Annotated in this window: 20 protein-coding genes and 3 tRNA genes; 9 read left to right on the top strand and 14 right to left on the bottom strand. The window is 74.2% G+C overall.

The window, feature by feature from the left end:
- Positions 1 to 41: 41 nt before the first annotated feature.
- The 8 genes from ACZCLJ_RS05925 to ACZCLJ_RS05960 form a co-directional block, all read right to left on the bottom strand.
- Positions 42 to 1,619, bottom strand: a complete 1,578-nt coding sequence (locus ACZCLJ_RS05925; RefSeq protein ID WP_463105776.1) for a dihydrolipoyl dehydrogenase family protein — start codon at positions 1,617 to 1,619, stop codon at positions 42 to 44.
- A gap of 132 nt (positions 1,620 to 1,751) precedes the next feature.
- The gene (locus tag ACZCLJ_RS05930; protein ID WP_251153865.1) at positions 1,752 to 3,398 is read right to left on the bottom strand and encodes a solute symporter family protein; all 1,647 of its coding nucleotides are present in this window, start codon (positions 3,396 to 3,398) and stop codon (positions 1,752 to 1,754) included.
- Positions 3,395 to 3,745: a DUF485 domain-containing protein gene (locus ACZCLJ_RS05935; protein ID WP_251153864.1), complete on the bottom strand. Its 351-nt coding sequence runs from the start codon at positions 3,743 to 3,745 to the stop codon at positions 3,395 to 3,397. Before ACZCLJ_RS05935 ends, ACZCLJ_RS05930 begins: the two co-directional genes overlap by 4 nt.
- A 177-nt stretch (positions 3,746 to 3,922) precedes the next feature.
- Positions 3,923 to 4,690: a tRNA (guanosine(46)-N7)-methyltransferase TrmB gene (gene trmB, locus ACZCLJ_RS05940; RefSeq protein WP_463105777.1), complete on the bottom strand. Its 768-nt coding sequence runs from the start codon at positions 4,688 to 4,690 to the stop codon at positions 3,923 to 3,925.
- A gap of 85 nt (positions 4,691 to 4,775) precedes the next feature.
- Entirely contained in the window at positions 4,776 to 8,585 is a 3,810-nt protein-coding gene (locus tag ACZCLJ_RS05945; protein ID WP_463105778.1) for a metallophosphoesterase family protein, read from the bottom strand.
- A gap of 312 nt (positions 8,586 to 8,897) precedes the next feature.
- Positions 8,898 to 8,973: transfer RNA gene (locus tag ACZCLJ_RS05950), tRNA-Lys, on the bottom strand.
- A gap of 58 nt (positions 8,974 to 9,031) precedes the next feature.
- Positions 9,032 to 9,107 (bottom strand) — tRNA-Lys (locus tag ACZCLJ_RS05955).
- Positions 9,108 to 9,222: 115 nt separating this feature from the next.
- The gene (locus ACZCLJ_RS05960; RefSeq protein ID WP_454044601.1) at positions 9,223 to 9,519 is read right to left on the bottom strand and encodes a GroES family chaperonin; all 297 of its coding nucleotides are present in this window, start codon (positions 9,517 to 9,519) and stop codon (positions 9,223 to 9,225) included.
- 120 nt (positions 9,520 to 9,639) lie between these two features.
- Here ACZCLJ_RS05960 and bcp point away from each other — a divergent pair, with 120 nt between their 5' ends.
- The 3 genes from bcp (at position 9,640) to ACZCLJ_RS05975 (ending at position 13,778) form a co-directional block, all read left to right on the top strand.
- Complete coding sequence (bcp, locus tag ACZCLJ_RS05965) at positions 9,640 to 10,134, top strand: thioredoxin-dependent thiol peroxidase (RefSeq protein ID WP_251153861.1); 495 nt, start codon at positions 9,640 to 9,642, stop codon at positions 10,132 to 10,134.
- A 99-nt stretch (positions 10,135 to 10,233) separates the two neighbouring features.
- Positions 10,234 to 10,315: transfer RNA gene (locus tag ACZCLJ_RS05970), tRNA-Leu, on the top strand.
- Between the two features lie 313 nt (positions 10,316 to 10,628).
- Entirely contained in the window at positions 10,629 to 13,778 is a 3,150-nt protein-coding gene (locus tag ACZCLJ_RS05975; RefSeq protein ID WP_463105779.1) for a glycosyl hydrolase, read from the top strand.
- Between the two features lie 81 nt (positions 13,779 to 13,859).
- Here the strand turns inward: ACZCLJ_RS05975 and trxA are convergent, their stop codons facing one another.
- Positions 13,860 to 14,243, bottom strand: coding sequence for a thioredoxin (trxA, locus tag ACZCLJ_RS05980; protein WP_251153343.1), 384 nt, complete (start codon positions 14,241 to 14,243; stop codon positions 13,860 to 13,862).
- 111 nt (positions 14,244 to 14,354) lie between these two features.
- Here trxA and ACZCLJ_RS05985 point away from each other — a divergent pair, with 111 nt between their 5' ends.
- The 5 genes from ACZCLJ_RS05985 to ACZCLJ_RS06005 all read left to right on the top strand — a co-directional run bounded on the left by ACZCLJ_RS05985 (position 14,355) and on the right by ACZCLJ_RS06005 (position 19,484).
- Positions 14,355 to 15,833 (top strand): MFS transporter, encoded by a 1,479-nt coding sequence (locus ACZCLJ_RS05985; RefSeq protein ID WP_463105780.1) that lies wholly within the window; start codon positions 14,355 to 14,357, stop codon positions 15,831 to 15,833.
- On the top strand, positions 15,830 to 17,497 hold the full coding sequence (locus ACZCLJ_RS05990) for a pyridoxal phosphate-dependent decarboxylase family protein (RefSeq protein ID WP_463105781.1): 1,668 nt from the start codon (positions 15,830 to 15,832) through the stop codon (positions 17,495 to 17,497). The genes ACZCLJ_RS05985 and ACZCLJ_RS05990 overlap by 4 nt, the downstream gene beginning before the upstream one ends.
- 46 nt (positions 17,498 to 17,543) lie before the next feature.
- The gene (locus tag ACZCLJ_RS05995) at positions 17,544 to 18,113 is read left to right on the top strand and encodes an NUDIX hydrolase family protein (protein WP_251153340.1); all 570 of its coding nucleotides are present in this window, start codon (positions 17,544 to 17,546) and stop codon (positions 18,111 to 18,113) included.
- A complete protein-coding gene (locus ACZCLJ_RS06000; RefSeq protein WP_463105782.1) occupies positions 18,110 to 18,793 on the top strand; it encodes a Pr6Pr family membrane protein in 684 nt (227 codons plus the stop codon). The genes ACZCLJ_RS05995 and ACZCLJ_RS06000 overlap by 4 nt, the downstream gene beginning before the upstream one ends.
- A 151-nt stretch (positions 18,794 to 18,944) precedes the next feature.
- Entirely contained in the window at positions 18,945 to 19,484 is a 540-nt protein-coding gene (locus tag ACZCLJ_RS06005) for a flavodoxin domain-containing protein (protein WP_463105783.1), read from the top strand.
- A 37-nt stretch (positions 19,485 to 19,521) separates the two neighbouring features.
- Here ACZCLJ_RS06005 and ACZCLJ_RS06010 read toward each other — a convergent pair whose 3' ends face one another.
- Complete coding sequence (locus ACZCLJ_RS06010) at positions 19,522 to 21,156, bottom strand: ABC-F family ATP-binding cassette domain-containing protein (RefSeq protein WP_251153337.1); 1,635 nt, start codon at positions 21,154 to 21,156, stop codon at positions 19,522 to 19,524.
- 154 nt (positions 21,157 to 21,310) lie between these two features.
- Here ACZCLJ_RS06010 and ACZCLJ_RS06015 point away from each other — a divergent pair, with 154 nt between their 5' ends.
- Positions 21,311 to 21,781, top strand: coding sequence for a DUF3054 domain-containing protein (locus tag ACZCLJ_RS06015; RefSeq protein ID WP_463105784.1), 471 nt, complete (start codon positions 21,311 to 21,313; stop codon positions 21,779 to 21,781).
- A 58-nt stretch (positions 21,782 to 21,839) separates the two neighbouring features.
- Here ACZCLJ_RS06015 and ACZCLJ_RS06020 read toward each other — a convergent pair whose 3' ends face one another.
- From ACZCLJ_RS06020 to murI, 4 genes are read right to left on the bottom strand one after another with little or no spacing between them, the layout of a single operon-like run.
- On the bottom strand, positions 21,840 to 22,532 hold the full coding sequence (locus ACZCLJ_RS06020) for a non-canonical purine NTP pyrophosphatase (RefSeq protein ID WP_463105785.1): 693 nt from the start codon (positions 22,530 to 22,532) through the stop codon (positions 21,840 to 21,842).
- Positions 22,529 to 23,293 carry a ribonuclease PH gene (gene rph, locus ACZCLJ_RS06025; protein WP_463105786.1) on the bottom strand — a complete coding sequence of 255 codons (765 nt, stop codon included), beginning with the start codon at positions 23,291 to 23,293 and terminating at the stop codon, positions 22,529 to 22,531. Before rph ends, ACZCLJ_RS06020 begins: the two co-directional genes overlap by 4 nt.
- 38 nt (positions 23,294 to 23,331) lie before the next feature.
- On the bottom strand, positions 23,332 to 24,162 hold the full coding sequence (locus ACZCLJ_RS06030) for an MBL fold metallo-hydrolase (protein ID WP_463105787.1): 831 nt from the start codon (positions 24,160 to 24,162) through the stop codon (positions 23,332 to 23,334).
- Entirely contained in the window at positions 24,162 to 24,965 is an 804-nt protein-coding gene (gene murI / locus ACZCLJ_RS06035; protein WP_463105788.1) for a glutamate racemase, read from the bottom strand. Before murI ends, ACZCLJ_RS06030 begins: the two co-directional genes overlap by 1 nt.
- Between the last annotated feature and the right edge of the window lie 87 nt (positions 24,966 to 25,052).

Consider the following 25,052-nt stretch of genomic DNA (forward strand, 5'->3'; position numbering starts at 1 on the left):
GACGCGGCGCGGGCGCGGGGAGCGGGGCGCCGAGGGGCGCGTCACAACCCGTACTCCTCGAGGAACCGGAGCCAGACCTCGCTCACCGTCGGGTAGGACGGCACGGCGTGCCACAGGCGGCCCAGGGGCACCTCGCCGACGACCGCGATCGTGGCGGCGTGCAGCATCTCGGCGGCGTCGGGACCGACGAAGGTCGCCCCGACGATCACGTCCCGGGACGTGTCGACGACGATCTGGGCGGTGCCGGCGTAGTCCGTCGCCCGGACCGAGGCACCGGCGACGTTCGCGAGGTCGTACCGGACGACGCGCACGTCGAGGCCGGCGTCGCGCGCGGAGCTCTCGGTGTGCCCGACGGCGGCCACCTCGGGCCGCGTGAACACGACCTGCGGCGACGCGACGTGGTCCGCGGTCGCCGCGTAGCGCGACCAGGGGGCCGGTGCGTCGCCGGCGACCGGCGGCGCGTCCCCGGAGGTCGGGGCGTCCGCCGTGCCGGCGTCGCCGAAGCGCGCGGCGATCACGTCGCCCGCGACCCGCCCCTGGTACTTCCCCTGGTGCGTCGTCGCGACCCGACCGGTCACGTCGCCCGCGGCGTACAGCCAGCCGCCCTCGACGCCCTGGACGAGCATCGAGTCGTCGACCTCGAGCGCCCGCCCCGGCCGCAGGCCGAGCACGTCGACGCCGAGGTCCTGCGTGCGCGGCGCGCGTCCGGTCGCCACGAGCACGCGGGCTGCTTCCACGGGGGTCAGGTCCGGGCCTTCGCCCCCCTGGGGGCCGGTGGCCTCCAGCACGAGGCGCGCCCCGCCGTCGGGCAGGGGTTCGACGGCGCTCGCTCCCACCCCGAGCCGCACGTCGACGCCGGCGGCGCGCAGCGACGCGGCGACGGCCTCCCCCGCGAACGGCTCGGTCCGCCCGAGCAGCCCGCCACGCGAGAGCACGGTGACGCGCGCACCGAGGTCCGTGAGCGCGAAGGCCATCTCGCACGCGACCACGCCGCCGCCGACGATCGCGACGGAACCGGGCACGTCCTCGACGGCAGTCACCTCGCGGCTGGTCCAGGGGCTCACCTCGGCGAGCCCGGGCACGTCCGGCAGGACGGGCACGCTGCCCGTCGCCGCGACGACCGCGTACCGGGCGGTGAGGAGGCGGGACGGAGGAAGGTCGTCGACGTCGGCGTCCCGGTCCTCCGCAACGACCTCGACCTGGCGCTCCCCCACGACGCGCCCGAGCCCGCGCACGAGCGAGATGCCGGCACCCTCGACCCAGCCGACCTGGCCCTCGTCGTCCCAGTCCGACACCATCGAGTCGCGCCAGGCGAGCACCGCGGCGACGTCGAGGTCCCCTGGCGCGGCGACGCCCGGGACGCCCGCCGCCTCGGCGCGCACCGCGCCCGGCCGCAGCAGCGTCTTCGACGGGATGCACGCCCAGTAGGAGCACTCGCCGCCGACGAGCTCCGCCTCGACGAGCGCGACGGAGAGTCCCGTGCGGCCGGCGCGGTCGGCGACGTTCTCGCCGACGGGCCCGCCCCCGATCACGATGACGTCGTAGGTGTCGGTCGGAGCGGTCCCGGTGGTCGGCGTCGCGGTCGTGGGGATGTCGGTCGTGGGGATGTCGGTCGTCATGCGTCCATCCTCACGTCAGCGCCGCTGATCCGCTCCCCGGCACCGCCGTGGCACGCCGAACCCCGGGCTGCGCGCCGCTCACGACCTGGAACGGCGCACGACCCGGGGTTCGGCAGGCGGGGTGCCCGACGGTCAGTGGACCGTCGCCTTCTCGGCGCCGGCGCCCGTGAGGGAGCGGACCTCCATCTCGGCGAACTTCTCCGGGTGCGGCTTCTCCTTGCTCAGGTACGTCCCGACGATCCCGAGGAGGAACGCGAGCGGGATCGACACGATGCCCGGGTTGCTCAGCGGGAAGATCGCGAAGTCGACGTCGGTGTTCTTGATCATCGACAGGCTCGCGCCCGTCACCGGGTCGACCTTGCCCGACACGACGGGTGAGAGCGCGATGAGGACGATGCACGAGATCAGCCCGCCGTACATGCTCCACAGCGCGCCCGACGTGTTGAACCGCTTCCAGAACAGCGAGTACAGGATCGTCGGGAGGTTCGCGCTCGCCGCGACGGCGAACGCCAGCGCGACGAGGAACGCCACGTTCTGGCCCTGCGCGAAGATGCCACCGAGGATCGCGAGGATCCCGATGACGACGACCGTGATGCGCGCGACCCGCACCTCGCCGTCGGGCTTGACCTCGCCCCGCTTGATGACGTTCGCGTAGATGTCGTGCGCGAAGCTCGCCGCGGCCGTGATCGTCAGGCCCGCGACGACCGCGAGGATCGTCGCGAACGCGACGGCCGAGATGAACCCGAGCAGGATCTCGCCACCGAGCGCGAACGCGAGCAGCGGTGCCGCGGAGTTCACACCTCCCGGTGCGGCGGCGATGGTCTCCGGCCCGACGAGCGCGGCCGCGCCGTACCCGAGGACGAGCGTGAACAGGTAGAAGATGCCGATGAGCCAGATCGCCCACACGACGGACCGGCGCGCCTCCTTGGCGGACGGCACCGTGTAGAACCGCATGAGGACGTGCGGCAGGCCCGCTGTCCCGAGCACGAGAGCGAGGGCGAGCGAGAGGAAGTCGAGCTTCGTGGTGCCGCTCGCGCCGTACTGCTTGCCCGGCTCGATGAGCGCCTCGCCGCCGGGGCCGGCCATGTCGATCGCGCCCTGGAACAGGTCCGAGAGGTTGAACCCGAACTTGGCGAGCACCCAGAACGTCATGACCGCGGCGCCCGCGATGAGCAGCACCGCCTTGATGATCTGCACCCACGTGGTGCCCTTCATCCCGCCGACGAGCACGTAGAGGATCATCAGCGCACCGACGACCGCGACGACGACGCTCTGGCCCACGGTCGAGTCGACGCCGAGCAGGAGCGCGACGAGCCCGCCCGCCCCGGCCATCTGGGCGAGCAGGTAGAAGAACACGACGGCGAGCGTCGCGATCGCGGCCGCCATGCGGACCGGTCGCTGCTTGAGGCGGAACGACAGCACGTCGGCCATCGTGAACTTGCCGGTGTTGCGCAGGAGCTCGGCGACGAGCAGCAGCGCGACGAGCCACGCGACGAGGAAGCCGATCGAGTAGAGGAACCCGTCGTAGCCGTTGATCGCGATGGCGCCGCAGATGCCGAGGAAGCTCGCGGCGGACAGGTAGTCGCCGGCGATCGCGGTGCCGTTCTGCGGTCCGGTGAAGTTGCGCCCGCCGGCGTAGTAGTCGGCCGCGGACTTGTTCTGGCGGGACGCGCGCAGCACGATCACGAGCGTCACGGCGACGAAGACGGCGAAGATGGCGACGTTGACGACGGGGTTGCCGACGTCGGTGGCCTCGGCGGCCAGGAGGTGGTGGTTCACAGCTCGTCCTCCTCGATCTCGCGGCGCAGCTCGTCGGCCGCGGCGTCGAAGCGTCGGTTCGCCCAGCGGGCGTAGATCATCGTGATCGCGAAGGTGGACACGAACTGCCCCAGCCCGAAGAGCAGGCCGACCGTGATGTTCCCGGCGACGCGGATGCTCATGAAGTCGTGCGCGTAGCTCGCGAGCAGCACGTAGACGAAGTACCAGACGAGGAACAGAGCGGTCATCGGGAACACGAAGTTCCGGAAGCGTCTGCGCAGGTCCTGGAACTCCGGCGAGCGTTGCACGCGCTGGTAGTCCGTCTCCTCGGCGGGCACCTGTCCGGGTGCGGCCGGTACGTCGGTCATGACGCCTCCGTTGGCTCATGGAGAGCACGACGTGCCGCCGGGTGCTCGACGCCCACGCGACACCGCGTGCTCGGGGCGACGTTCTCGCCCCGAGCACAATGTGCCGTAGATCACTTTGGTCCGCAAGGACCTCTTGCGGCCGGTCCGGTCACCGGATGCCGCACCCGCCCCGCACGGTCAGCGACGCACGTACTCGAGGTCGGTGATGACCCGCCCGACGGCGGTGCCCTTGCGCTCGAAACCCGTGAGCACCCGACCCTCGAAGCGCGGGGCGATGCCGCCCGGGCCGTGGGCGTTGCCGAGGCCGGGTGCGGCGTCGAGCACCTCGACCATCTGGTCCGCGTACCCGTCCCAGTCCGTCGCGAGGCGCAGGACCCCGCCCGGCGCACCGTCGTCCGGCGCGCGCAGCACGCGCTCGACGAGCGTCGCGAACGACGGCGTGACGAGCCGGCGCTTGTGGTGGCGCGACTTGTGCCAGGGGTCGGGGAAGAAGACCCACAGCTCGTCGACGCTGCCCGCGGGCAGCGTCGTGGCGAGGACCTCGACGGCGTTCACCTGGAGGAGCCGCAGGTTCGTCAGGTCGCGCTGCGCCGCGCGCAGGACCGTCTGGGCGAGCCCGGGCGTGTAGACCTCGACCGCGAGGAAGTCCGTCGACGGGTCGGCCGCGGCAGCCGCCACGACGGCCTCGCCCTGGCCCGAGCCGATCTCCACGACGAGGCGGGCCGAGCGCCCGAAGAGCACCACGGGGTCGAGCACGAACGACGGGTCGACCGACGTGCGCGCGACGTCACGCGGTGCCTCGACGAGGTAGCGGTCGCGGTGCTCGTCCCATGCTCGCTGCTGGCGAGTGCCGAGGCGTCCGCTGCGTCGCACGAACGACACCGGCTGGGTGCGGTAGCGAGGGCTCTCCGTCGCGGGGGTCGTCGTGGGGGTCGGTTCGGGCACCGCACCAGGGTACGCGCGCGCCTCGGCCCCTGGACCGGTCCAGTCCGGTCCGGTCCAGGGGCCTGGGCTCACGTCTCGCGGGGCGTCAGCCGCAGGTCACCGCGTCGTGCTCGACGTCCGCGGCGAACGAGCGACCGTCGCCGGTCGCGGTCACCTGGACCGTGCCCGCCTCGACCGAGCCGGAGCGGACGGCGAACGACTGGTACGCCGAGCGCCCGGGCTGGACGTCGGTCACGGTGCGCGAGCCGAACGGCGTCGCGAGCGTGACGTCCATCGGCACGGTGTCGTCGTTCGTCGCCCGGACGGCGACGTACGCCGTCCCGGCGAGGCACTGGGCGCGCGCCGTCGTGCTGACGACGAGTCCCTCGGGCGCGGGCGCCGTCGTGAACGACCGCACCGGCGAGACCGTGGTGCCGCCGCCGGCGCTCGTGGCCGTGACGGACCACGCGTACCGGGTGCCTGCCTCGAGCCCGTCCCACGTCACGGTCGCGACCTCGCCCGACGGCACGGTCGCGGAGCCGATCTCCTCGGCCTCGCCGAACAGCGACACGGCGTCCGTCGACAGGGTCGTCGTGCGGCTCGTGAGGTCGACGGGGACCGTGAAGTCGTCCTCACGGCCGTCGTACCGCTGCTCGTCGTCGTACTCGGTGGCGCCGAAGTCCGACAGCCACGGCGAGTACGTGTCGACGATCATCTCCGAGCGGTCGACGTCGAACTGCAGCAGGCGCAGGAAGCTCGCGCCGAGCCGCAGGCCCTGGTCCGGCGTGTAACCACCCACCTCCGTCAGGCCCGCCTCCTCGGCCGTGACCTCGTAGAACTGGTAGTCGGCGAGGAGCTCGACGACGCCGCTGCCCGAGCCGGTGTCCTGGCGCACGTTGATGCCGACGCCGTGCCGGTGACCGGCGAGCACGAGGAACACGTTCTCGTTCGGCTCGACGACCTTGGCGTGCACGAGGCGGCCGTCCGGCGTCGAGATCTCCGAGCCGCGACCGTCGGGGTTCGGGCTCGGCACGAGGTAGTCGTGCGTGAGGACGATCGCGTTGCGGTCGGCGAACTGCTCGAGCACGCCGTCGGCCCAGGCCGCCTCCTCGTCGGTCACGCCGTACGACAGGTACACGGCGACGAAGTCGAGGCCGCCCGCCGTGAAGAGGTCGTAGTGGTTCTGGTTGTCGCCCTCGCGCCACGGCCCGCCGTAGGACGCGTCCTCCCAGCCCTCGGACAGCGCCGCGTAGCGCTCGGGCCCGTAGAACTCGTTGAACAGCGCTCCCGGGCCGTTGTCCTGACCCGTGAGGTTGTCGTGGTTGCCCGCGAGGACGCCGTTGGGGATGTTCGCGTCGTCGAGGAGCCGCTGCGCGGACGACGAGAACTCGAACTCGCCGCGGACCTGCGCCGCCATGGCCTCGTCGGCCGGCACCCGCGTGTAGTTCTCGTTGACGTCACCGGTGTGGCCCACGTAGGCGATGTCCCGCTCCTCGGCGTTGTCCACGACCCACTGCACGAGGTCCGTGTAGGTCTTCGCCCACACGGCGCGCTCCTCGGGCGTCTCCTGCTCGACGGCGCCCTCCGACAGGTACTGCGTGTCGGTGAAGTGGACCATCGAGAAGTCGTAGGAGTCGCGCGGGGCGAAGTCGGTCTCGTCGCGCGAGCCGCCCGCGGCGATGTCGTCGGCGAACGGGTCGGTGCCGGTGACGAGCACGTGCACGGTCCCGTCGTGGGCGTGTCGCGCGCCGAGGACCGCGGTCAGCTCCGTCGTGCCCTCGACCGCACCGCGCGCGGACCCGAGCGGGGCCCACGCGGTGCCGTCCCACACGTGGAGCGTCGCGAGGCGCTGCGGGTCGACCACGCCCTCCCAGCGCACGACCTGACCCGTCGCGTCCCCCTCGGCAGGGATCTCGAACCGCTGGTAGGCGACGTCACGGCTCTTCGCGGAGTCGAGCGTCGCGTCGTCGCCGGGGACGAGCGCGTCGACCGGTGCGGACTGCTCGCCCTCGACGTGCAGCGTAGTGGGGAGCGACGTCGTCTCGCCCTGGGCCGCCAGCACCGGGGCGCTGGTCTCGGCGCGCGAGAAGGTGGCCGTGACGTCGCCGCCGCCGGGGACGGCGACGCGCGCGCCCAGCTCGACCGAGCCCTCGACGCCGGTCGTCCCGTCCGCGGGCGTCAGGTCGGCGGGGACGTCCGGGATGCCGAGGCTGGTGAACGCGATCTCGTGCGTGCTCTCGTTGCCCAGCACGTCCGTCGCCGTGACGACGAGCGCGTGCTCGCCCGGAGCGAGCCCCGGACCGACGAGGGCGCCCGGCTCGACGGCCTCGCCGTCGAGCGTGACGTGCGGGCCGTCGAGCACGCCCGACGCGTCGGTCAGCTCGACCGCGAGCGTCGACGCCGTCGAGAGCTCCGCGCCCGTCGCCGGGGTGCTCGACGCGACCGCCGGGCCGGTGTTGTCGGTCGTGACCGTACGGGACGCCGTGGCGCCCGCGGCCGTCGCCGACGTGATGACGTGCTCGCCGTCCGCGAGCGTCGCGGTGTCGAGGTCGGCACGCAGGCCCGGGGCCGGGGCGTCCTCGTCGCGGACGACGTCGAAGACGAGGTCGACCTCGCGCGGCTTCGTCGTGCTCGTGCCGCAGTCGCCGTCGCCCAGCGAGTACGACGGGGCGATGCCGACCGGCGTCGCGGTGCCGTGGCTCGGCTCGAGCGCGATGCCCGAGATCGCGAAGTCGTCGCGGTTGTCGCCGCACGCCGTCGGGAACGTGCCCGTGACGAACCGGACCGTGTTGCGGCCGGGCACGAGGTTCGCGTTCGGCACGTCGAGGCGCACCGTCTCGCTCACGTAGTCGCGGTCGACGAGGTCGATGCGCTGGCCGTTGACGAGCAGGTGGTTGGTGTAGCGCGCCTCGATCGAGTTCGACCCGACCGTGAACGCGAAGACGGAGGACCCGGCGCCGAGCGTCTCGGTCGTCGCGAGCGCCGTGCCGTCGACGGCGATGCCGGTGGGCGCGTCACCGCCCTCGGGAGGCGACGCGAGGACGGTCTGCAGGCCGTCGAGCAGCGCGCCGTCGGCGGGCGTGACCGCCGGCGCGCCGGGGGCGGAGTTGTTCACGGTGACCGCGCTCGTCGCGGTGAGGCCCGCGGCGGTCGTCGCCGTGAGCGTGTGGGCGCCGTTCTCGAGCGTCGTGGTGTCGAGCTCGGCGACGAGTCCCGTGGTGGCCGCCGGGTCCTGCGCGAGGTCGAAGGTCAGGTCGGCGCTCTGGACGCGCGCGGTGTTCGTGCCGCACGACCCGTCGCCGAACGCGTAGGAGAAGCTGTTGGCCGAGCCGTCGGCGGCCTCGCCGAGGAGCTCGAGCGACACCTCGGTGACGTCGTAGTCGTCGTAGTTCGTGCCGCACGACGTCTCGACCGTCCCGACGACGAACCGGACGTCGTTGACGCCCTGGACCAGCAGGTCCGTCGGGACGTCGAGCGCCACGCGCTCCGACACCATGTCGCGGTCGAGGTCGATGCGCGCGCCGTTGACGAGCACGTGGTTGCCGTAGCGCCGTTCGATCGAGTTGCTGCCGACGTCGAACAGCAGGCGGGCGGTCGCGGGGGTCGGCGTCGCGACGAGGGGCGTGCCGTCGACCGCGAGCTCGGCGACGGCGTCGCCGGCCATCACCGGCTGGGCCTCGACGGGCACTGTGCCGTCGAGGTAGGTCCCCCTCGTGGGGTGCAGGACCGGCGTCCCGCTGGGCTCCTCCGGGCCGGCGGCCGCGCGGGCGGCGCCGGCGGACGAGGTGGTGGCCGAGCCCGGCGCCGCGGTGGCGGCCGCGGGGACGAGCACCCCCGCGGCCAGGGTCGCTCCCAGCGCGGCGGCGAGCGCGCGTCGTCTTCTCCGGGTCCGGGGCGTGTGCACGAGAGCGTGCATCGGGTGTCCTTTCGTCGTCGACAGGCGAAGGGCACGGCCCGACCGGTGTCCGGAGCGTCCGTCCCCGCACCGGACCCTTCCGGGCAGGGGTGAACTCTCGGACGAGGGCGGACGAACGGGTGGAGAACGACCGGCGAACGGTCCCGCGCCGAAGGGCTGCAGCACGGCGGGCGGCGGGCGGCGGGCGGCGCTCGGGACCGTGGGCGCCGTCGCGCGGGCCGGCCTCCGTCCACCGGGAACGACGCAGGCCGCCGGGAACGACGCAGGCCGCCCACCCGGGGGTGGACGGCCTGCGAGCGGCGGCTGCCGCGGTGGTGCGCCATCAGGGACTCGAACCCCGAACCCGCTGATTAAGAGTCAGCTGCTCTGCCAATTGAGCTAATGGCGCATGCGGGAAGGACACGAGCAGCAGCCCGGGATCCCGGGCGTCGGCCAGTATCGAAGAGTGGTGCGCCATCAGGGACTCGAACCCCGAACCCGCTGATTAAGAGTCAGCTGCTCTGCCAATTGAGCTAATGGCGCGCGAGAGAAAACACTAGCAGCAGCCGGACCAGGGGTGGAAATCGACCCGGGTGCCCGACCTGTGACGTCGGTGACACGGGCCGACCCGGGCCCGTCCCCCCGAGAGGTCGCCCCGCTAGAGGTACAGACCTGTCGAGCCGCCCTCCTCGACCTCCTGGGACACCGCGTGGACGTCGCGTTCGCGCAGGAGCACGAGGTCCTTGCCGCCCAGCTCGACCTCGGCGCGCTCGTCCGGGTCGAACAGCACGCGGTCCCCCACCGCGACCTGGCGCACGTGCTCGCCCACGGCGACCACGACGGCCCACGCGAGCCGCTTCGGCCCCACCGCGGTCGCCGGGATGACGAGGCCGGCCGAGCTCTGCCGCTCGCTCGCGTCGACCTCGGGGTCCACGAGGAGTCGGTCGTGCAGCATGCGGACGGGGAGGTCGGCGGGGCGCGAGGTGGGGGCGGACGTCGTCTTGCTCACAGCCACAACGCTACCCGGGTCACCTACCCTCGGAAGGACACCCGAGTCCCGGACCGAAGGAGATCCATGTCCACCACGTCTGCCCAGTCCCAGCGCCTCGCCGTCGGCGACACCGCCCCCGACTTCAGCCTCCCCGCCGCCGACGGGTCCACCGTCACGCTCTCGGACCTGCGCGGGAAGCACGTCGTCGTGTACTTCTACCCCGCCGCCGGCACGCCCGGCTGCACGACCGAGGCGTGCGACTTCCGCGACAACCTCGCGTCCCTGCAGGGCGCGGGGTACTCCGTCGTCGGCGTCTCCCCCGACCCGGTCGACAAGATCGCGGCGTTCGTCGAGGCCGAGCACCTGACGTTCCCGCTCGTGTCCGACGTGGACAAGACCGTCCTCGAGGCGTACGGCGCGTGGGGCGAGAAGTCGCTCTACGGCAAGACCGTGGTCGGCGTGATCCGCTCGACCGTCGTCGTGGACCCGGAGGGCACCGTCGAGCTCGCGCAGTACAACGTCAAGGCGACGGGCCACGTCGCCAAGCTGCGCCGCGACCTGGGCATCGACCCGAGGTAGTGGGGCACGCGCCGAGCGGTGCACCCGCGGCCGGGCGATGCACGAGGTCGTGCACCCGGCGGCCGTCGGTGCATCGCTCGGCCGTAGACTGACCACCGCGCGCGAGTGGCGTAACTGGCAGCCGCGCCAGGTTTAGGTCCTGGTGTCCTCGGACGTGCGGGTTCGAGTCCCGCCTCGCGCACCCTGCTCCCCCGGACGACCGGTCGGGAACCATCCCCCGCTTGCGCGCGCACCGCACCCTCGTACCGTGGATGTGGGAGCGCTCCCAGGCGGGCGTCCCGGCCCGGCGACGACGCCGGGTGACGAGCGCGGGACGACGAGGTGCCGCGCGTGACCCTCCGAGGTGAGACGTCGTGACCCACGACAGAGCACGAACGACCCCGTCCGAACCCTCCCGCCCCGATCCGACCGGACCGGACCCCGCCGGACGCTCGCGTCCGAGGACCCGCCACGGCCGGTCCGGACGGCGGCTGACCGCGGCGCTGCTCGCCTCCGTGCTCGCTGCGGGCGGGCTCACGGTGACGCAGGCGACGACGGCCGCCGCCGACACCGTCCCGGTCGGCTCGGGCAGCTACACGACGGACCCCGTCGGGCCGACGCCCGAGGGCTGCGCGGCGGTCGAGGCCGACCCCCGCGCGTTCGTCACCGACGACGCCCCGAGCACTCCCCTGCCGACCAACGACTGGTGGACCTCGCTCGCGTACAAGCGGCTCGACTGCGCGTGGAGCGCCCCGCTGCACGCCCACCCGGCGTCTTACCAGCCCGGTCCGCAGGGCCTCGGCATCTCCTACACGACGACGCCCGCGATCTCGGGCTCGGGTGCCGGTGTCTCGGAGTACCACTACCCGTACGTCGAGGACCTGCGCGCCGGGGTCTCGGGCCTCGCGGCGCCGCACGTCGCGGTGGACGACTGGACCGACTGGACCGTCTCCCCGCTCTGGGACGACGGCACCCGCACCCTGCGCGCGACGATCGGCCACGGGCTGCCCTTCGCCTGGTTCGAGGCCACGGGCGGTGACGCCGTCCTCACCGCGAGCGCCGCGCCGGAGGTGTGGCTGTCCGACGGCGCCCGCCTCGGCCTGAGCGTGAACGGCCACGACTACGTGGCCTTCGCACCGCCCGGGGCGTCGTGGACCCGCTCGGGGACGACGTTCTCGGCACCGCTCGGCGGAGACGGCTTCTTCTCGGTCGCCGTGCTGCCCGACGGCGACCCCTCCGCGCGCGCCGACCTCGCCGACACCTACGCGGCCGCCGCGTACGCGCCGGTGACCGGTACGACGGCGGACTACGCGTACGACGAGGCGACGGCGCGCGTCACGACGACGTACGCGCTCGAGACGACGCCGTGGCCCGGCACCCCCGAGGCGTCCGGCACGGTCGCGGCGCTCTACCCGCACCAGGCGGCGCACCTGGCCGGGACGTCGCCGTCGACGGAGCCGCTCGACGCGACGTACACGTCGGCGCGCGGCGACCTGACCGTCCTCGCGGGCGTCGACGCGTTCACGACGCAGGACGCGTTCCGTGGTGTGCTGCCCGAGGTCCCCGCGGTCGCGACGTCGTCCGGCGCGGACCGCGCGCAGCTCGAGGCGTACCTCGACCAGGTCGCGGGCGACCCGCTAGGGCAGCTCGGAGGAGACACGTACTGGACGGGCAAGGCGCTCGGGCGCGCGACGCGCGTGGTCGAGATCGCCGACCAGCTCGGCCGGACGGGACAGCGCGACGCCGCGCTCGACGCGGTGCGCGACGTCCTCACGGACTGGTTCACCGCGACGCCCGGCAAGACCGAGCGCGTCTTCGCGTACGACGACGCGTGGGGCACGCTCATCGGCTACCCGGCGTCGTACGGGTCGGACAAGGAGCTCAACGACCACCACTTCCACTACGGCTACTACGTCGCCGCGGCCGCGACGCTCGCACGCTTCGACCCGCAGTGGGCGCAGGAGTACGGCGGCATGGTGGACCTCCTGGTGCGCGACGCGAACGGCTACGACCGGGACGAGACGCTCTTCCCTTACCTGCGCGACTTCGACGTCTACGCGGGCCACGACTGGGCGTCGGGCCACGGCGCGTTCGCGGCGGGCAACAACCAGGAGTCGTCGTCGGAGGGCATGAACTTCGCCGGGGCCCTGATCCAGTGGGGCGAGGCGACGGGCGACCGCGAGGTCCGCGACGCCGGCGTCTACCTCTACACGACGCAGGCCGCCGCGATCCAGCAGTACTGGCTCGACGCCGACGGCACCACCTTCCCGGAGGGCTTCGACCACGAGACGGTCGGCATGGTCTGGGGCGACGGCGGCGCGTACGCGACGTGGTTCAGCGCCGAGGCCGAGATGATCCAGGGCATCAACACGCTCCCGATCACCGGATCGCACCTGTACCTGGGCTACGCGCCCGAGCGCGTGCGCGAGCTGTACGCCCACCTCGAGACGGTGAACGGTGGCCCGCCGACGGTCTGGCAGGACATCCTGTGGAACTTCCTCGCGCTCGGGGACGGGGACGCCGCGCTGGCGAAGGTCCGCGCCGGCTACCCGACGCCCGAGGAGGGCGAGTCGCGCGCCCACACGTTCCACTGGGTAGCGAACCTCGCTCGTCTCGGCACCGTGGACACGGCCGTCACGGCGGACCACCCGCTCGCCGCGACCTTCGTGCGCGACGGCGCACGCACGTACGTCGCGTCGAACGTCTCCGCCCAGGACCTCACGGTGACGTTCTCGGACGGCACGACGCTCGACGTCGCGGCCGGCACCACGGGGACGACCGGCGCGAGCACGTGGAGCGGCGGGGGCGCCGTCGGCGGGCCGGACCCCGACCCGGACCCCGACCCCGATCCGGATCCCGATCCCGATCCCGATCCGGACCCCGACCCGGGCGAGCTCGCGTCGACGCTGCACGTCTCCGCCGACGGCGCGCTCACGACGTCGCCCGGTGCGGCGGGCACGGTCCAGCTCGCCTCCGCAGGGGGCGAGACCCGGGACGGCACGCCGTACGAGCCCACCACGTTCGTCGCGACGGACGTGACGGCATCGTACGACGGCGGGTCCACCGCGTTCTCCCTGCCCGTCGACGCCGGGACGGCAGTCGGTCTGGCGGTCCAGGCGCGCGTGAGCTACGACCTCACGGGCGACGGCACGTGGGACCGCACGGAGACGTACGCGTACTTCGCGACGGACCCGGTCCCCGGACCGGAGACGTACTCGAGCGCGGGCCGTCAGGTCCGGACCAGCGGGGCCGCCCTCGGCGACCTCGACGGCGGCTCGATACGGCTCGAGGTGTGGAGCGTGCTCGGCACGGGCCGCCCGACGCTCGCCACCGGGCCGACGGCGACGCTCACCGTCCCCCTCGAGGCGGCAGCGACCGAGCCGACGGCCCTGAGGGTGACGACGACCAGCCAGACCCGGTGCGTGGGAGGAAGGGCCTACGTCGCGGTCCGGGCGACCAACGGGGACACCGTGCCCGTCGACGTCGTGCTCGAGACGCCGTACGGCTCACGGACGGTGGCGGGCGTCCAGCCCGGCGGGTCCGCGTACCAGGCGTTCGCGGTGCGTACGGTCCACGTCGACGCGGGCACGGCGCGCGCCGCGGCGAGCGGAGACGGTCGGACCTCCTCGTCGGACGTCTCGTTCGCCGCGCTCGACTGCGCCTGACGGGGCCGACCCCGGAGCGCAGAAGAGGCTCCGTCCGACCGATCGGTCGGGCGGAGCCTCGGCGTCCGGGTGCTCGGAGGGTCAGGCGCCCTGCGCCGACGTCCCGTCGCCCGCGGCGGCGATCTGCTTGCGCACGTCCTCCATGTCGAGGCCCTTCACGGCGTCGACGACCTGCTTGAGCGCCGGCGCGGGGAGCGCGCCGGGCTGCGAGAAGACGAGGATGCCCTCGCGGAACGCCATGAGCGTCGGGATGGACGTGATGTTGGCGGCCGCGGCGAGCGCGCGCTCGGCCTCGGTGTCGATCTTGCCGTGCACGACGTCGGGGTTCTCCTCCGACGACGCCTCGAACACGGGCGCGAACATCTTGCACGGTCCGCACCAGTCCGCCCAGAAGTCGACCAGGACGATGTCGTTGTCCGTGATCGTCTGCTCGAAGGTCGACTCGGTGAGGGTCTGCGTGGCCATGGCTGTCCTCCAGGAGGTCTCGGGGTCCAGAGGGTGCAGCAACCGCACGGACGTGGGTATTCCCCGGCGCCGCGCCACCTGGTCCGTCGCGGCACCCCCTACGCTGACGCTGTGACGAACGCCACCACGCCTCCCGCTCCGCGCGACGTCGCCGCCGGGAGCCCGTCCCGCCGGACGATCGCCGGATACGCCGCCGGGTCGGTCGGCACCGGCGGGTTCGGGACGCTGCCAGGTCTCGTGCTGCTCGTGTACCTGACGGACGCCCTGGCCGTGCCGGCCGCCGTCGCCGGGCTGATCGTCACCGGGGCGAAGGTGTGGGACGTCGTCGTCGACCCCTTCATCGGGTACGGCTCGGACCGCGACCTCGCGCGGACGGGCTCGCGCCGGCGGTTCATGACGATCGGCGCACTGACGCTCCCGGTGCTCTTCGCGCTGACGTTCGCGGTCCCGGCGTCCGCGGGCCCCACGGCCGCCGCGCTCTGGGTCCTCGTGGCGTTCCTCCTGTCGGCGACCGCGTTCAGCCTGTTCCAGATCCCGTACATCGCGCTGCCCGCCGAGCTCGGGCTGTCGTACGACGGGCGCACGCGGCTGCTCGCGTGGCGCGTCGCGGCGCTCGCGCTCGCGATCCTGCTGTTCGGTGCGGGCGGCCCGATCCTGCGCGGCGACGGCGAGTCCCTCTCGGGCTACCTCCTCATGGGTGTGGTCGCGGGAGTCGTCATCGGGGCGGGCATGCTCGTCGCCTCCCGGACGGCACCCCGCACGGCACCTCGCACGGCTCCTCGCACGGCGGGGTCCGGCGCTCCCTCCTCCTCGACGTCGACCGCAGGCCGCGCCGGCACCGAGGTCGGCACGCAGGCCCGGCCCCTGACGGCCCGGGCCGCCTGGCTCGTCGCGGTGCGGGAGGCGGCCGGCGCGCTGCGCCGGTCCCGCCCGTTCCGCACGCTCCTGGCCACGTTCTTCCTCCAGGCCGTCGCGACAGGGCTCATGCTCGCCGGCGCGGCGTACGTCGCGCGCTACGTCCTGCGCGACGAGGCCGCGGTGAGCCTGCTGTTCGCGGCCCTCATCGCCCCCGCGCTCGCGTGCATGCCGCTGTGGACGCGCCTCGCGCGCCGCGACGGCAAGGAGCGCGCGTTCGTCGTCGCCACCGTCCTGTTCGCGGTCGCCACGCTCGGCATGGTGCCGCTCGCGTGGGCCCCGGGGCCGTGGGTGTACGTCCCGACAGCCGTCGCGGGCATCGCGTACGCGGGGATGCAGGCCCTGCCGCTCGCGATGCTGCCCGACGTCATCGACCACGACGCGCGGGAGCAGCAGGGTGCCGGGAGGGGCGGGACGTTCAGCGGCGTCTGGACGGCCGGCGAGACGACGGGGATGGCGCTCGGCCCGGCCGTGCTGTCCTCCGTCCTGGCCCTGACCGGCTACGTCTCGACCCGGGCGGGCGAGACGGTCGCCCAGCCGACCGCGGCCGTCGACGGCATCGCGCTGTCGTTCTCGCTCGTCCCGGCCGTCCTGGTGCTGGTGAGCCTCGTCCCGCTCCTGCGGTACGGTCTGCGCCAGGGGGACATCGACGACCGCACCGGAGCTGCCGCGTGACCACCCTGCCGAGCGACGACCCGACCGACCCGCGCCCTCGACGCGCCGACGCGACGGACGTCCCCGTCCGGACCGACGGCATCCTCGAGCGTCTAGCCGCGCTGCGCGCGGCGGACGCCCCGACGCACGGGGGCCGGGTCCTGTCCTACGTCTACGACCCCGGCCTGGCGGAGCTCGACGAGCTCGCGGCCGCCGCCGCACGGGCGGTGCAGCCCGTCAACGGGCTCGACCCGACGACGTTCACGTCGGTCGCGGTCATGGAGCGTGAGCTCGTCGGGTTCGCCCGGCGCATGCTCCACGGACCCGACGACGGTCCGGGAACGGTCGTGGGCTCCGTGACGTCCGGAGGCACGGAGAGCTGCCTCCTCGCGGTGAAGATCGCGCGCGACGCGTTCGCCGCCGAGCACCCGGGCGTGCGCCCGCGCATCGTCGTCCCCACGAGCGTCCACGCCGCGTTCCGCAAGGCGGCGCACTACCTCGACGTGGGGCTCACCGCCCTGCCCGTCGACCCGGCGACGGGCAGGGCGGACGTCGCCCGGACCCTCGCGGAGCTGCGCTCCGGCCCGGACGGCGGGCCGGGCGACGTCGCGCTCGTGGCCGTCTCCGCGCCGTCGTACCCGCACGGCGTCGTGGACCCCGTGGCCGAGATCGCGCGCGCGGCCCACGATCTCGGGGTGCCGGTGCACGTCGACGCGTGCGTGGGCGGCTGGGTCCTGCCGTTCTGGGAGGCCGCCGGCGGCGACACCCTGCCCACGTTCGACTTCGCCGTCCCCGGGGTCACGAGCATCTCCGCGGACGTCCACAAGTACGGCTACGCGCCCAAGGGCGCGTCGGTCCTGCTCGTGCGCGGCCGTGACCGGCAGCGGCGGCAGTTCTTCGCGACGACCGCGTGGCCGGGCTACCCGGTGGTCAACGCGACGATGTCGGGCTCGCGGTCGGCCGCCCCGCTCGCCGCGGCGTGGGCCGTCAGCCAGGCGCTGGGCACCGAGGGCTACACCGCGCTCACGGCCCGCTGCGTCCGCGCGACGCGGGCGCTCACGGCCGCGGTGGGCGAGATCGACGGGCTGCGGGTGGTCGGGACCCCGAGCGGCCCGCTGATCGCCGTCGCGGCCGACGACGCCGTCCGCCCCGACCGGCGCGTCGACCCGCACGTCTGGGCGGACGCCGTCCGCACGCGCGGCTGGGTGCTGCAGCCGCAGCCCGGCCTCGTGCAGGACGACGGCACCCGCCTCCCGCACACCACGCACCTCACGGTCACCCCCGTCACGGAGTCCGTGGTGGACGACCTGGTCGACGCGCTGCGCGCGGGGGCCGACGCGGTGCGCGGCGTCGCCCGGCCCGCGGCCGACGTCGTGCTCGGTGGCATCGCCGCCGGCCTCGGCACCTCGCCCGAGGACGCGGTCGAGCACCTGGCGGCGGCGGGGGCCGACGAGATCTGGGCCGTCCTGCGCGCCGCGCTGCTCGACGGCCCGGGTCCCGGCGAGACCGGCTCCGCCGGGCACGACGTCGACGGGCCGGAGGCCGCCGGGCGGGGAGATCTCGCGCTGCCCGGGAGCCTCGCCCCGCTGCTCGCCGTCATGGAGGCGCTGCCCGGACCGGTCGCGGAACGGCTGCTCGTCGAGCTCGTCGCACGCTTCAGCGAGCCCGTCGTACCGGGCTGTTGACGCCGACGGACTCGCTCCGACCCGCCGCGCGGGGTAGAACAGTCGCGTGACCGACACCGCCGACTTCCCGCCCGACGACTTCTCGAACGACAACCCGCAGCCTGCGGGGTGGCTGACGCCCGAGGAGATCGCCGTCGTGCGCTCGCAGCTCCCTCTCGTCTACGTCGACGCGGTCCCGGTGCGCGTCGACGACTCGGGGGACGTCGTCGCGGTCGGGCTGCTGCTGCGCGTCGCCCCCGACGGGATGATGACGCGGGCCCTCGTGTCGGGCCGCGTCATGTTCCACGAGCGCATCCGCGACGCGCTGCTGCGGCACATCGAGAAGGACCTCGGGCCGGTCGCCCTCCCCCAGGTCCCGGCCTCGCCGCAGCCGTTCACCGTCGCCGAGTACTTCCCGACGCCCGGCATCACGTCGTACCACGACCCACGCCAGCACGCGGTCTCGCTCGCGTACGTCGTGCCGGTGTCCGGCGACTGCCGCCCGCAGCAGAACGCGCTCGAGCTCGCCTGGCTCACGCCCGAGCAGGCGTGCAGCGACGAGGTCCAGCTCGAGATGCGCGGGGGCCAGGGGGTGCTGCTCCGGCAGGCGATGGCCCACGTGGGCCGCCTCCCGTGACCCACGCCGCCGGGCCGGTCGGTCGCGACGTCGCGCCGCCCGGTCGTCGGTCCGGCACGGGTGTCGCGCGCAGCCTGCACGCGCTCGTCGCGCTCGTCGCGCTCACCGGCGTCGCGATGGAGCTGGTCATCGCGCTCACCGGCGGGGCGGGGACCGCGCCGAGCCACGCGGAGCGCATCGTCCGGCTCTTCAGCTACTTCACGATCCAGTCCAACCTCCTCGTCGGCGTCGTGTCGCTGCTCCTCGCGCTCGACCCGCGCCGCGACGGCCGCGTCTTCCGCGTCGCGCGGCTCGACGCCCTGCTGTGCATCGCCGTGACGGGGATCGTCTACACCACGGTGCTGCGCGGCCTGCAGGACCTGTCCGCCGCCGGCCAGGTGTCCAACCTGCTGCTCCACCTGCTCTCTCCGCTCCTGGCGGTGGCGGCATGGGGGCTGGTGGGACCGCGGCCGGGCGTCACCTCCGAGACGGTCTGGTGGTCCGTCGCGTACCCGCTGGCGTGGATCGCGTACACCTTCGTGCGCGGCGCGGTCGTGGGCTGGTACCCGTACCCGTTCCTCGACGTGGGCCGGCTCGGCTACGGGCCCGCCCTCGTGAACACCGCGGTGGTCGCCGCGGTCTTCCTCGGCCTCGCGTGGCTCGTGAAGGTCGTGGACTCGCGCCTGCGTCCCGCGCCCTGACAGCCGTTCCGCGCGTGGGCCGGTCGCGACGGACGGGCTCGGGACCGAGGTCCCGGCCGGACGTGACCGGCGCCCCTGCCGCGCCCCGCACCGGCGCACGAGCATAGGAGGAGGGCGCCCGTACGTCGGGCACCGGGACGAGGGAGCGGTCATGGACGCGGTCGTGGTGTACGAGTCGATGTACGGCAACAGCGAGCGGGTCGCCCGCGCCGTGGCGCAGGGTCTCGGGGAACGGGTCCGCGTCCTGGTCCTCGACGTCGACGACGCGGCCGCCGCGCCCGACGTGCTGCCCGAGGCCGACCTGCTCGTCGCGGGCGGTCCGACGCACGCGTTCGGCATGACGCGTCCGGCGACCCGTGCGGACGCCGTCCAGCGCGCGACCGGGGACGTCTCGCGCCGCACCCGCGGTCTGCGCGAGTGGGTCGAGTCGATACCGCGCACGGCCGACGCGCGCCTCGCCGCGACGTTCGACACGCGCGTCACCAAGGTCAAGCCGCTCCCGGGCTCGGCGGCACGCGGGGCCGCCAAGGTGCTGCGGCGCGCCGGCTACCGCCTGCTCACGGCCCCGGCGTCGTTCTACGTCGGCGACGTCGAGGGCCCGCTGGACGAGGGCGAGCTCGAGCGAGCCCGCACGTGGGGACGCGCCCTCGCCGACGCCCTGGTCCCGGCCACGGTACCGCCCCGCGTCTGAGCGTCTGCTCCCCGAGGGGTGTCGCGCGGCTCGTCGGTCAGCCCGCGAGCTCGAGCCGGGGCCAGTCCTCGAAGTCCTCGCGCATGCGTCGGTCGTGCGTCGCGACGACGACGGCCGCGGGCGTCACGCGCAGCGCCTGCGTGAGCTCGTCGACGAGGTCGATCGACAGGTGGTTGGTCGGCTCGTCGAGGACCAGCACGTGCGGCGCGGCGAGCAGGGCGCGCGCGAGGTCGAAGCGGCGACGCTGGCCGGCGGACAGCTCGCGCAGCGGCCGGTCGAGGTCCTCCTCGGTGAGCAGACCCAGGAACGCGACGGGCACGAGGTGCTCGGTGTCGAGGCGCCCGGCGTCGAGCAGCTCGAGCGCCTCCCGGCCGTACTCGTCGAAGCCCGTGCGTTCCTCCGCCCCGGCCGGCAGATCGGGGCCCTCCTGCGCGACGACGCCGAGCCGCACGCCGTCGACCGCAGACCGCGCGCCCCGGTCGAGAGCGACGCGGCCCGCGAGCGCCGCGAGGAACGTCGACTTCCCGCTGCCGTTGGGTCCGGTGACGAGGAGCCGCCCCGACGGCGGGATCGCGACCCGTGTGCCCGGCAGGTCGAGGCGAGGACCGTCGTCGGCCCCGACGCGCGGGCTGCGCAGCTCCAGCACGGGGTCGGCGGGGTTCCAGCCCGGGGACATCGCGGGCAGCTCGGGGAACGCGAGCTGCAGCGGTGGCACCGGGACCTCGACCGACTCGGCCTCGAGCCTCTGGATCATCCGGTCCGCGGCCTTGACGTGGATGCGGGCGCGCGTGGCGCGGCGGTGCTTCTGGCTGCCCTTGGGCGGACGCCACTCGTCGGAGAGCCCCTCGTACGACGCGTCGAGCACCTCGGCGAGCTTCTCCGCGCGCTTGCGCTCGGCGCGGTAGCGCTGGCGCCAGCGGTGCAGGGCCTGGTTCTTCGCGAACCGGTACGAGAGGTAGCCGGGCTGGCCGTAGAGGACCGGCTTGCCGTCCATCGACGGGTCGAGGTCGAGGATCTCGGTCGCGACGTCGTCGAGGAGCTGCCGGTCGTGCGTGACCATGACCACCCCGCCGCGCCACGCGACGAGCTCGCCCGTGAGGAAGTCGATCCCGCTCGTGTCCAGGTGGTTCGTCGGCTCGTCGAGGAGCAGGAGCTCGGCGCGCTCGGCGAGTCGGCACGCGAGCCGCACCCGGTAGCGCTCACCGACGGACAGCGTCGCGAGCTCGCGGTCGCGGTCGCGGCACGCGGCCAGGCGGGACAGCGCGACGTCGACGCGACGATCCGCGTCCCACACCGCGAGGTGCTCCGCACGGGCGAGGATCGCGGTGAGCTCCGCGAGGTCCCCGGTGTCGTGGTCGAACTCCCGTGCGGCGGCGTCGAGCGCCGCGGCGACGGCACGCAGCTCCGCGAGCGTCGCGTGCACCAGGTCGCCGACGGTCTGTCCCGGGGCCACGGCGAGCTCCTGCTCGACGACGGCCAGGTCGCCCGCGCGTCGCACCTCGCCCCTGCTCGGCACGAGGTCGCCCGACAGGACGTGGAGCAGCGTCGACTTCCCCGTCCCGTTCTCCCCCACCACGCCCAGCCGGGTCCCCTCCGCGACGCGCACGCTCACGCCGTCGAGCACGGGACGACCCGGGTAGGAGAAGGCGAGGTCGTCGGCGGCGAGGTGCACGGCTCAACCCTAGGCGGCGCGGGCCCCGACGCCCGCATCCCCCGGGACACGACGGGGTCGTACCGGTCACGAGGTCGACCCGGGCGTCGTGAGGTCGATCTCCTGAAGGTCGATCTCGCGCCCGACGGGTCGATCTCGCGGGTACGGTCGACCCATGAGCACGCCGACCGACCGCCCACCCGGTCTCGCGGAGTCGTCGTCCGTGCCTGGCGCGGCCCGACCCCGCGCCGGTCTCGTCGTCCTCGCCGCGCTGGCCGATGTCGCGTGCGTGCTCGCGCTCGCGTCCGGCGGTCTCGCGGCGCACACTCCCGGCGAGGGAGCCGTGCGGCTGCTGTACGTCGCGTGGCCCTTCGCGGCGGGGGCGCTGGTCGGGTGGCTCGTCACGCGGGCGTGGCGCAGGCCGTGGCGGCTGGTGCCCACCGGCGTCGTCGTCTGGGCCTGCGCGTGGGCCCTCGGGGTGCTGCTGCGCGTGCTCACGGGCCAGGGCGTGGCGCCGGCGTTCCAGCTCGTGTCGCTCAGCGTGCTCGGCGTGACGATGCTGGGCTGGCGCGGCGTCGTCGCGCTCGTCGACGTCCTGCGCCCCGCGGACCGACGTCGCCGCGAACGCGAGCTCTCCGGGCGCTGACGCTCCCGGGCCGGGACACCACCTCGTGCGACTGCGGTACCAGCGCGCGACCGGTGTGCTACCTCGGCGCGAGGGCGGCGACGATCTCCGGGGCGAGCGCACGGAACGCGGTGCCGCGGTGGCTGATCGCGTTCTTCTCGGTCGGGCTCAGCTCGGCGGCCGAGCGGCGCGCCGAGCCCGCGCCGGACGACGGGGCGCCCGGCTGGTCGGTCGGCTCGAGGATCGGGTCGTACCCGAACCCGTTCTCGCCCCGCGGCGCGTCGAGGAGTACGCCGCGCATCTCCCCCGTGCGCACGACCTCGTAACCGTCCGGCGTGACGAGCGCCGCCGCGCACACGAACCCCGCACCGCGGTGCTCGGGGCGCACGTCGCGCAGCTGCGCGAGCAGGAGCTCGAGGTTCGCGACGTCGTCGCCGTGCCGCCCCGCCCACCGGGCGCTGAAGATGCCTGGCGCGCCGCCCAGGACGTCGACGGCGAGACCCGAGTCGTCCGCGACGGCCGGCAGGCCCGTGGCCGCCGCGAGCGCGCGCGCCTTGACGAGAGCGTTCTCGGCGAACGTCACGCCGTCCTCGACGGGCTCGGGCGCGCCGACGTCGCCGGCGCTGACGACGTGCTCGGGCGCGAGCGCGAGCCCCGGGTGCGCGTCGAGCTCGGCCGCGAGGATCGCGCGCAGCTCGGCGAGCTTGCCCCGGTTGTGCGTCGCGAGGACGAGGCGCGCGCCGTCGGGCACCTGGACGGTCGACCCGCTCACGCGCCCGCCTCGAGCGCCGCGCGCTGGATCGCGGTGAGCTGCGCGGTCCCGGCGACCGCGAGGTCGAGGAGCGCGTCGAGCTCGGCGCGGTCGAACGGCGCGTGCTCGGCCGTCCCCTGCACCTCGACGAAGGTCCCTGCGCCCGTGGTGACGACGTTCATGTCCGTCTCGGCACGCACGTCCTCGACGTACGGGAGGTCGAGCATCGGCACGCCGTCGACGATCCCGACGCTCACGGCGGCCACCGAGTCCGTGAGGACGGCCTTGCCCCCGGACTTCACGTGCCCGTGGCGCTGGCCCCACGCGACCGCGTCGGCGAGCGCGACGTAGGCGCCGGTGATCGCGGCGGTGCGTGTCCCGCCGTCGGCCTGGAGCACGTCGCAGTCGAGGACGATCGTGTTCTCGCCGAGCGCGGAGACGTCGATGACCGCGCGCAGCGAGCGGCCGATCAGCCGCGAGATCTCGTGCGTGCGGCCGCCGATCTTGCCCTTGACAGACTCGCGCTGGCTCCGCTCGTTCGTCGCGCGCGGCAGCATCGCGTACTCGGCCGTGACCCAGCCCTCGCCCGAGCCCTTGCGCCAGCGCGGGACGCCCTCGGTGAACGACGCGGCGCACAGCACGCGCGTGCGCCCGAACTCGACGAGGACGCTGCCCTCGGCCTGGTCGAGCCAGTTCCGCGTGATGGTGACGGGACGGAGCTGGTCAGGCGCGCGGCCGTCGACGCGCAGCACGGAGCCGCCGGAGGTCTGGGGGGAGGTCATGCGCCCACCCTACCGACCGGACCCCGTCCGCTGAGCGGCTAGAGGAGGAACTCGGCGCCCGTCGTCGCGACGTCGACCGGACCGGCGTAGACCTCGCGCGCCTCGTCGCGAGAACGGTCGGGGTCGTTCCAGGCCGGGAGGTGCGTGAGCACGAGCCTGCGTGCGCCCGCCGCGGTCGCGACCTCCCCCGCCCGCCTCCCGGTGAGGTGGATGCCCCGCTCGACGGCGTCGTCGCGACCTTCGTGGAACGCCGCCTCGGACAGCAGCAGGTCGGCGTCGCGCGCGAGCTCGACGACACCGTCGCACGCGTCGGTGTCACCCGTGTACGCGAGCACGGCCCGCTCCCCGGGCCGGAGCGTCGACGGTCCCGTGACGCGCACGCCGTACGCCTCGACGGGGTGGAACACGCGGAACGGCTCGAGCGTCAGCGGTCCCACGGTGACCGCGGTCCCGGGCTCCCAGGTCCGCACGTCGAGCTCGTGGGCGAGCCCGTCGCCGGGCTCCGCCCCGTAGGCGGCGTCGAGGCGCGCCACCGTGTCCGACGGCCCGAGCACGGGCAGCCGCGACGGCACCCCCGTCCGGGCGGAGCCCCGTGCCGGGTGGTACCGCAGGTACACGTACAGGCCGCACACGTCGACGAAGTGGTCGGGGTGCAGGTGCGAGAGCGCGACGGCGTCGAGGTCGAGCGGGTCGACGAACCGCTGCAGCGCGCCCAGCGAGCCGTTCCCGAGGTCGAGCACGACGCTCCAGTCGCGCTCCTCGTGACCCGCGGCAGCGGCCTCGGCGGCCGGCACCTGGACCAGGTACGACGACGCGGGCGAGGCCGGGCCCGCGAACGACCCGGAGCAGCCGACCGTGACGAGGCGCATCAGGCGGCCTCCACGGTGAGGACCTCGGGCCCGAGGAACCGGCGCGCGAGGTGCTCGAACGGCTCGGCGCTGCCCGTCGCCAGGAAGCGGTGCAGCGGCGGCCCGGCGTCGCGCGAGCGCTCGAGGTCGTGCGCGACGAGCGTGCGGTAGACGTCCTTCGCGGTCTCCTCGGCGCTCGACACGAGCGTGACGTCCTCCCCCATGACGTAGGAGATCGCGCCCGTGAGGAGCGGGTAGTGCGTGCAGCCGAGGACCAGCGTGTCCACCCCGGCCGCCTTGACCGGGTCGAGGTACTCGTGCGCGACCGCCATCACCTCGGGGCCCGACGTCACGCCCTCCTCGATGAGCGGGACGAACGCGGGGCACGCCCGCGTCGTGATCTGCAGCCCCGGCGCGACGGCGAACGCGTCGTCGTACGCCTTGGAGTCGACCGTCGCCTTGGTGCCGATGACCCCGATGTGCCCCGAGCGCGTGGCGAGCACCGCCCGGCGTGCCGCGGGCAGGACGACCTCGACCACGGGGATGCCGCGCCGCACGGTGTACCGCTCCCGGGCGTCGGGCAGCACGACCGCCGACGCCGAGTTGCACGCGATGACGAGCATCTTCACGCCGTCGTCGACGAGCCGGTCCATGACGGCGAGCGCCATCGCGCGCACCGCCGCGAGGGGCTTCGGGCCGTACGGGCCGTTGGCGGTGTCCCCCATGTAGAGGAGCGACTCGTTCGGCAGCTGGTCGAGGATCGAGCGGGCCACCGTGAGCCCGCCCACGCCCGAGTCGAAGATGCCGATGGGAGCGTCGTTCACGCGCCCGAGCCTAGTGCGACCGGCGCCGGACGACCCCCCGTGCGCGCGCCGTCGGGCTGTGGCAGCGCCCACAGCCCGACGCGGCCG

It is taken from the genome of Cellulosimicrobium sp. So1_17 (genome assembly GCF_055181235.1).

What these genes read in the sequence shown, in the direction of transcription:
- ACZCLJ_RS05935 (WP_251153864.1), bottom strand. Translation starts at nt 3,745, where the DNA reads ATGACCGACGTACCGGCCGCACCCGGACAGGTGCCCGCCGAGGAGACG.
- ACZCLJ_RS05945 (WP_463105778.1), bottom strand. Translation starts at nt 8,585, where the DNA reads ATGCACGCTCTCGTGCACACGCCCCGGACCCGGAGAAGACGACGCGCG.
- ACZCLJ_RS06030 (WP_463105787.1), bottom strand. Translation starts at nt 24,162, where the DNA reads ATGCGCCTCGTCACGGTCGGCTGCTCCGGGTCGTTCGCGGGCCCGGCC.
- trxA (WP_251153343.1), bottom strand. Translation starts at nt 14,243, where the DNA reads ATGGCCACGCAGACCCTCACCGAGTCGACCTTCGAGCAGACGATCACG.
- ACZCLJ_RS05925 (WP_463105776.1), bottom strand. Translation starts at nt 1,619, where the DNA reads ATGACGACCGACATCCCCACGACCGACATCCCCACGACCGCGACGCCG.
- rph (WP_463105786.1), bottom strand. Translation starts at nt 23,293, where the DNA reads ATGACCTCCCCCCAGACCTCCGGCGGCTCCGTGCTGCGCGTCGACGGC.
- ACZCLJ_RS06015 (WP_463105784.1), top strand. Translation starts at nt 21,311, where the DNA reads ATGAGCACGCCGACCGACCGCCCACCCGGTCTCGCGGAGTCGTCGTCC.
- ACZCLJ_RS06005 (WP_463105783.1), top strand. Translation starts at nt 18,945, where the DNA reads ATGGACGCGGTCGTGGTGTACGAGTCGATGTACGGCAACAGCGAGCGG.
- ACZCLJ_RS05960 (WP_454044601.1), bottom strand. Translation starts at nt 9,519, where the DNA reads ATGCTGCACGACCGACTCCTCGTGGACCCCGAGGTCGACGCGAGCGAG.
- bcp (WP_251153861.1), top strand. Translation starts at nt 9,640, where the DNA reads ATGTCCACCACGTCTGCCCAGTCCCAGCGCCTCGCCGTCGGCGACACC.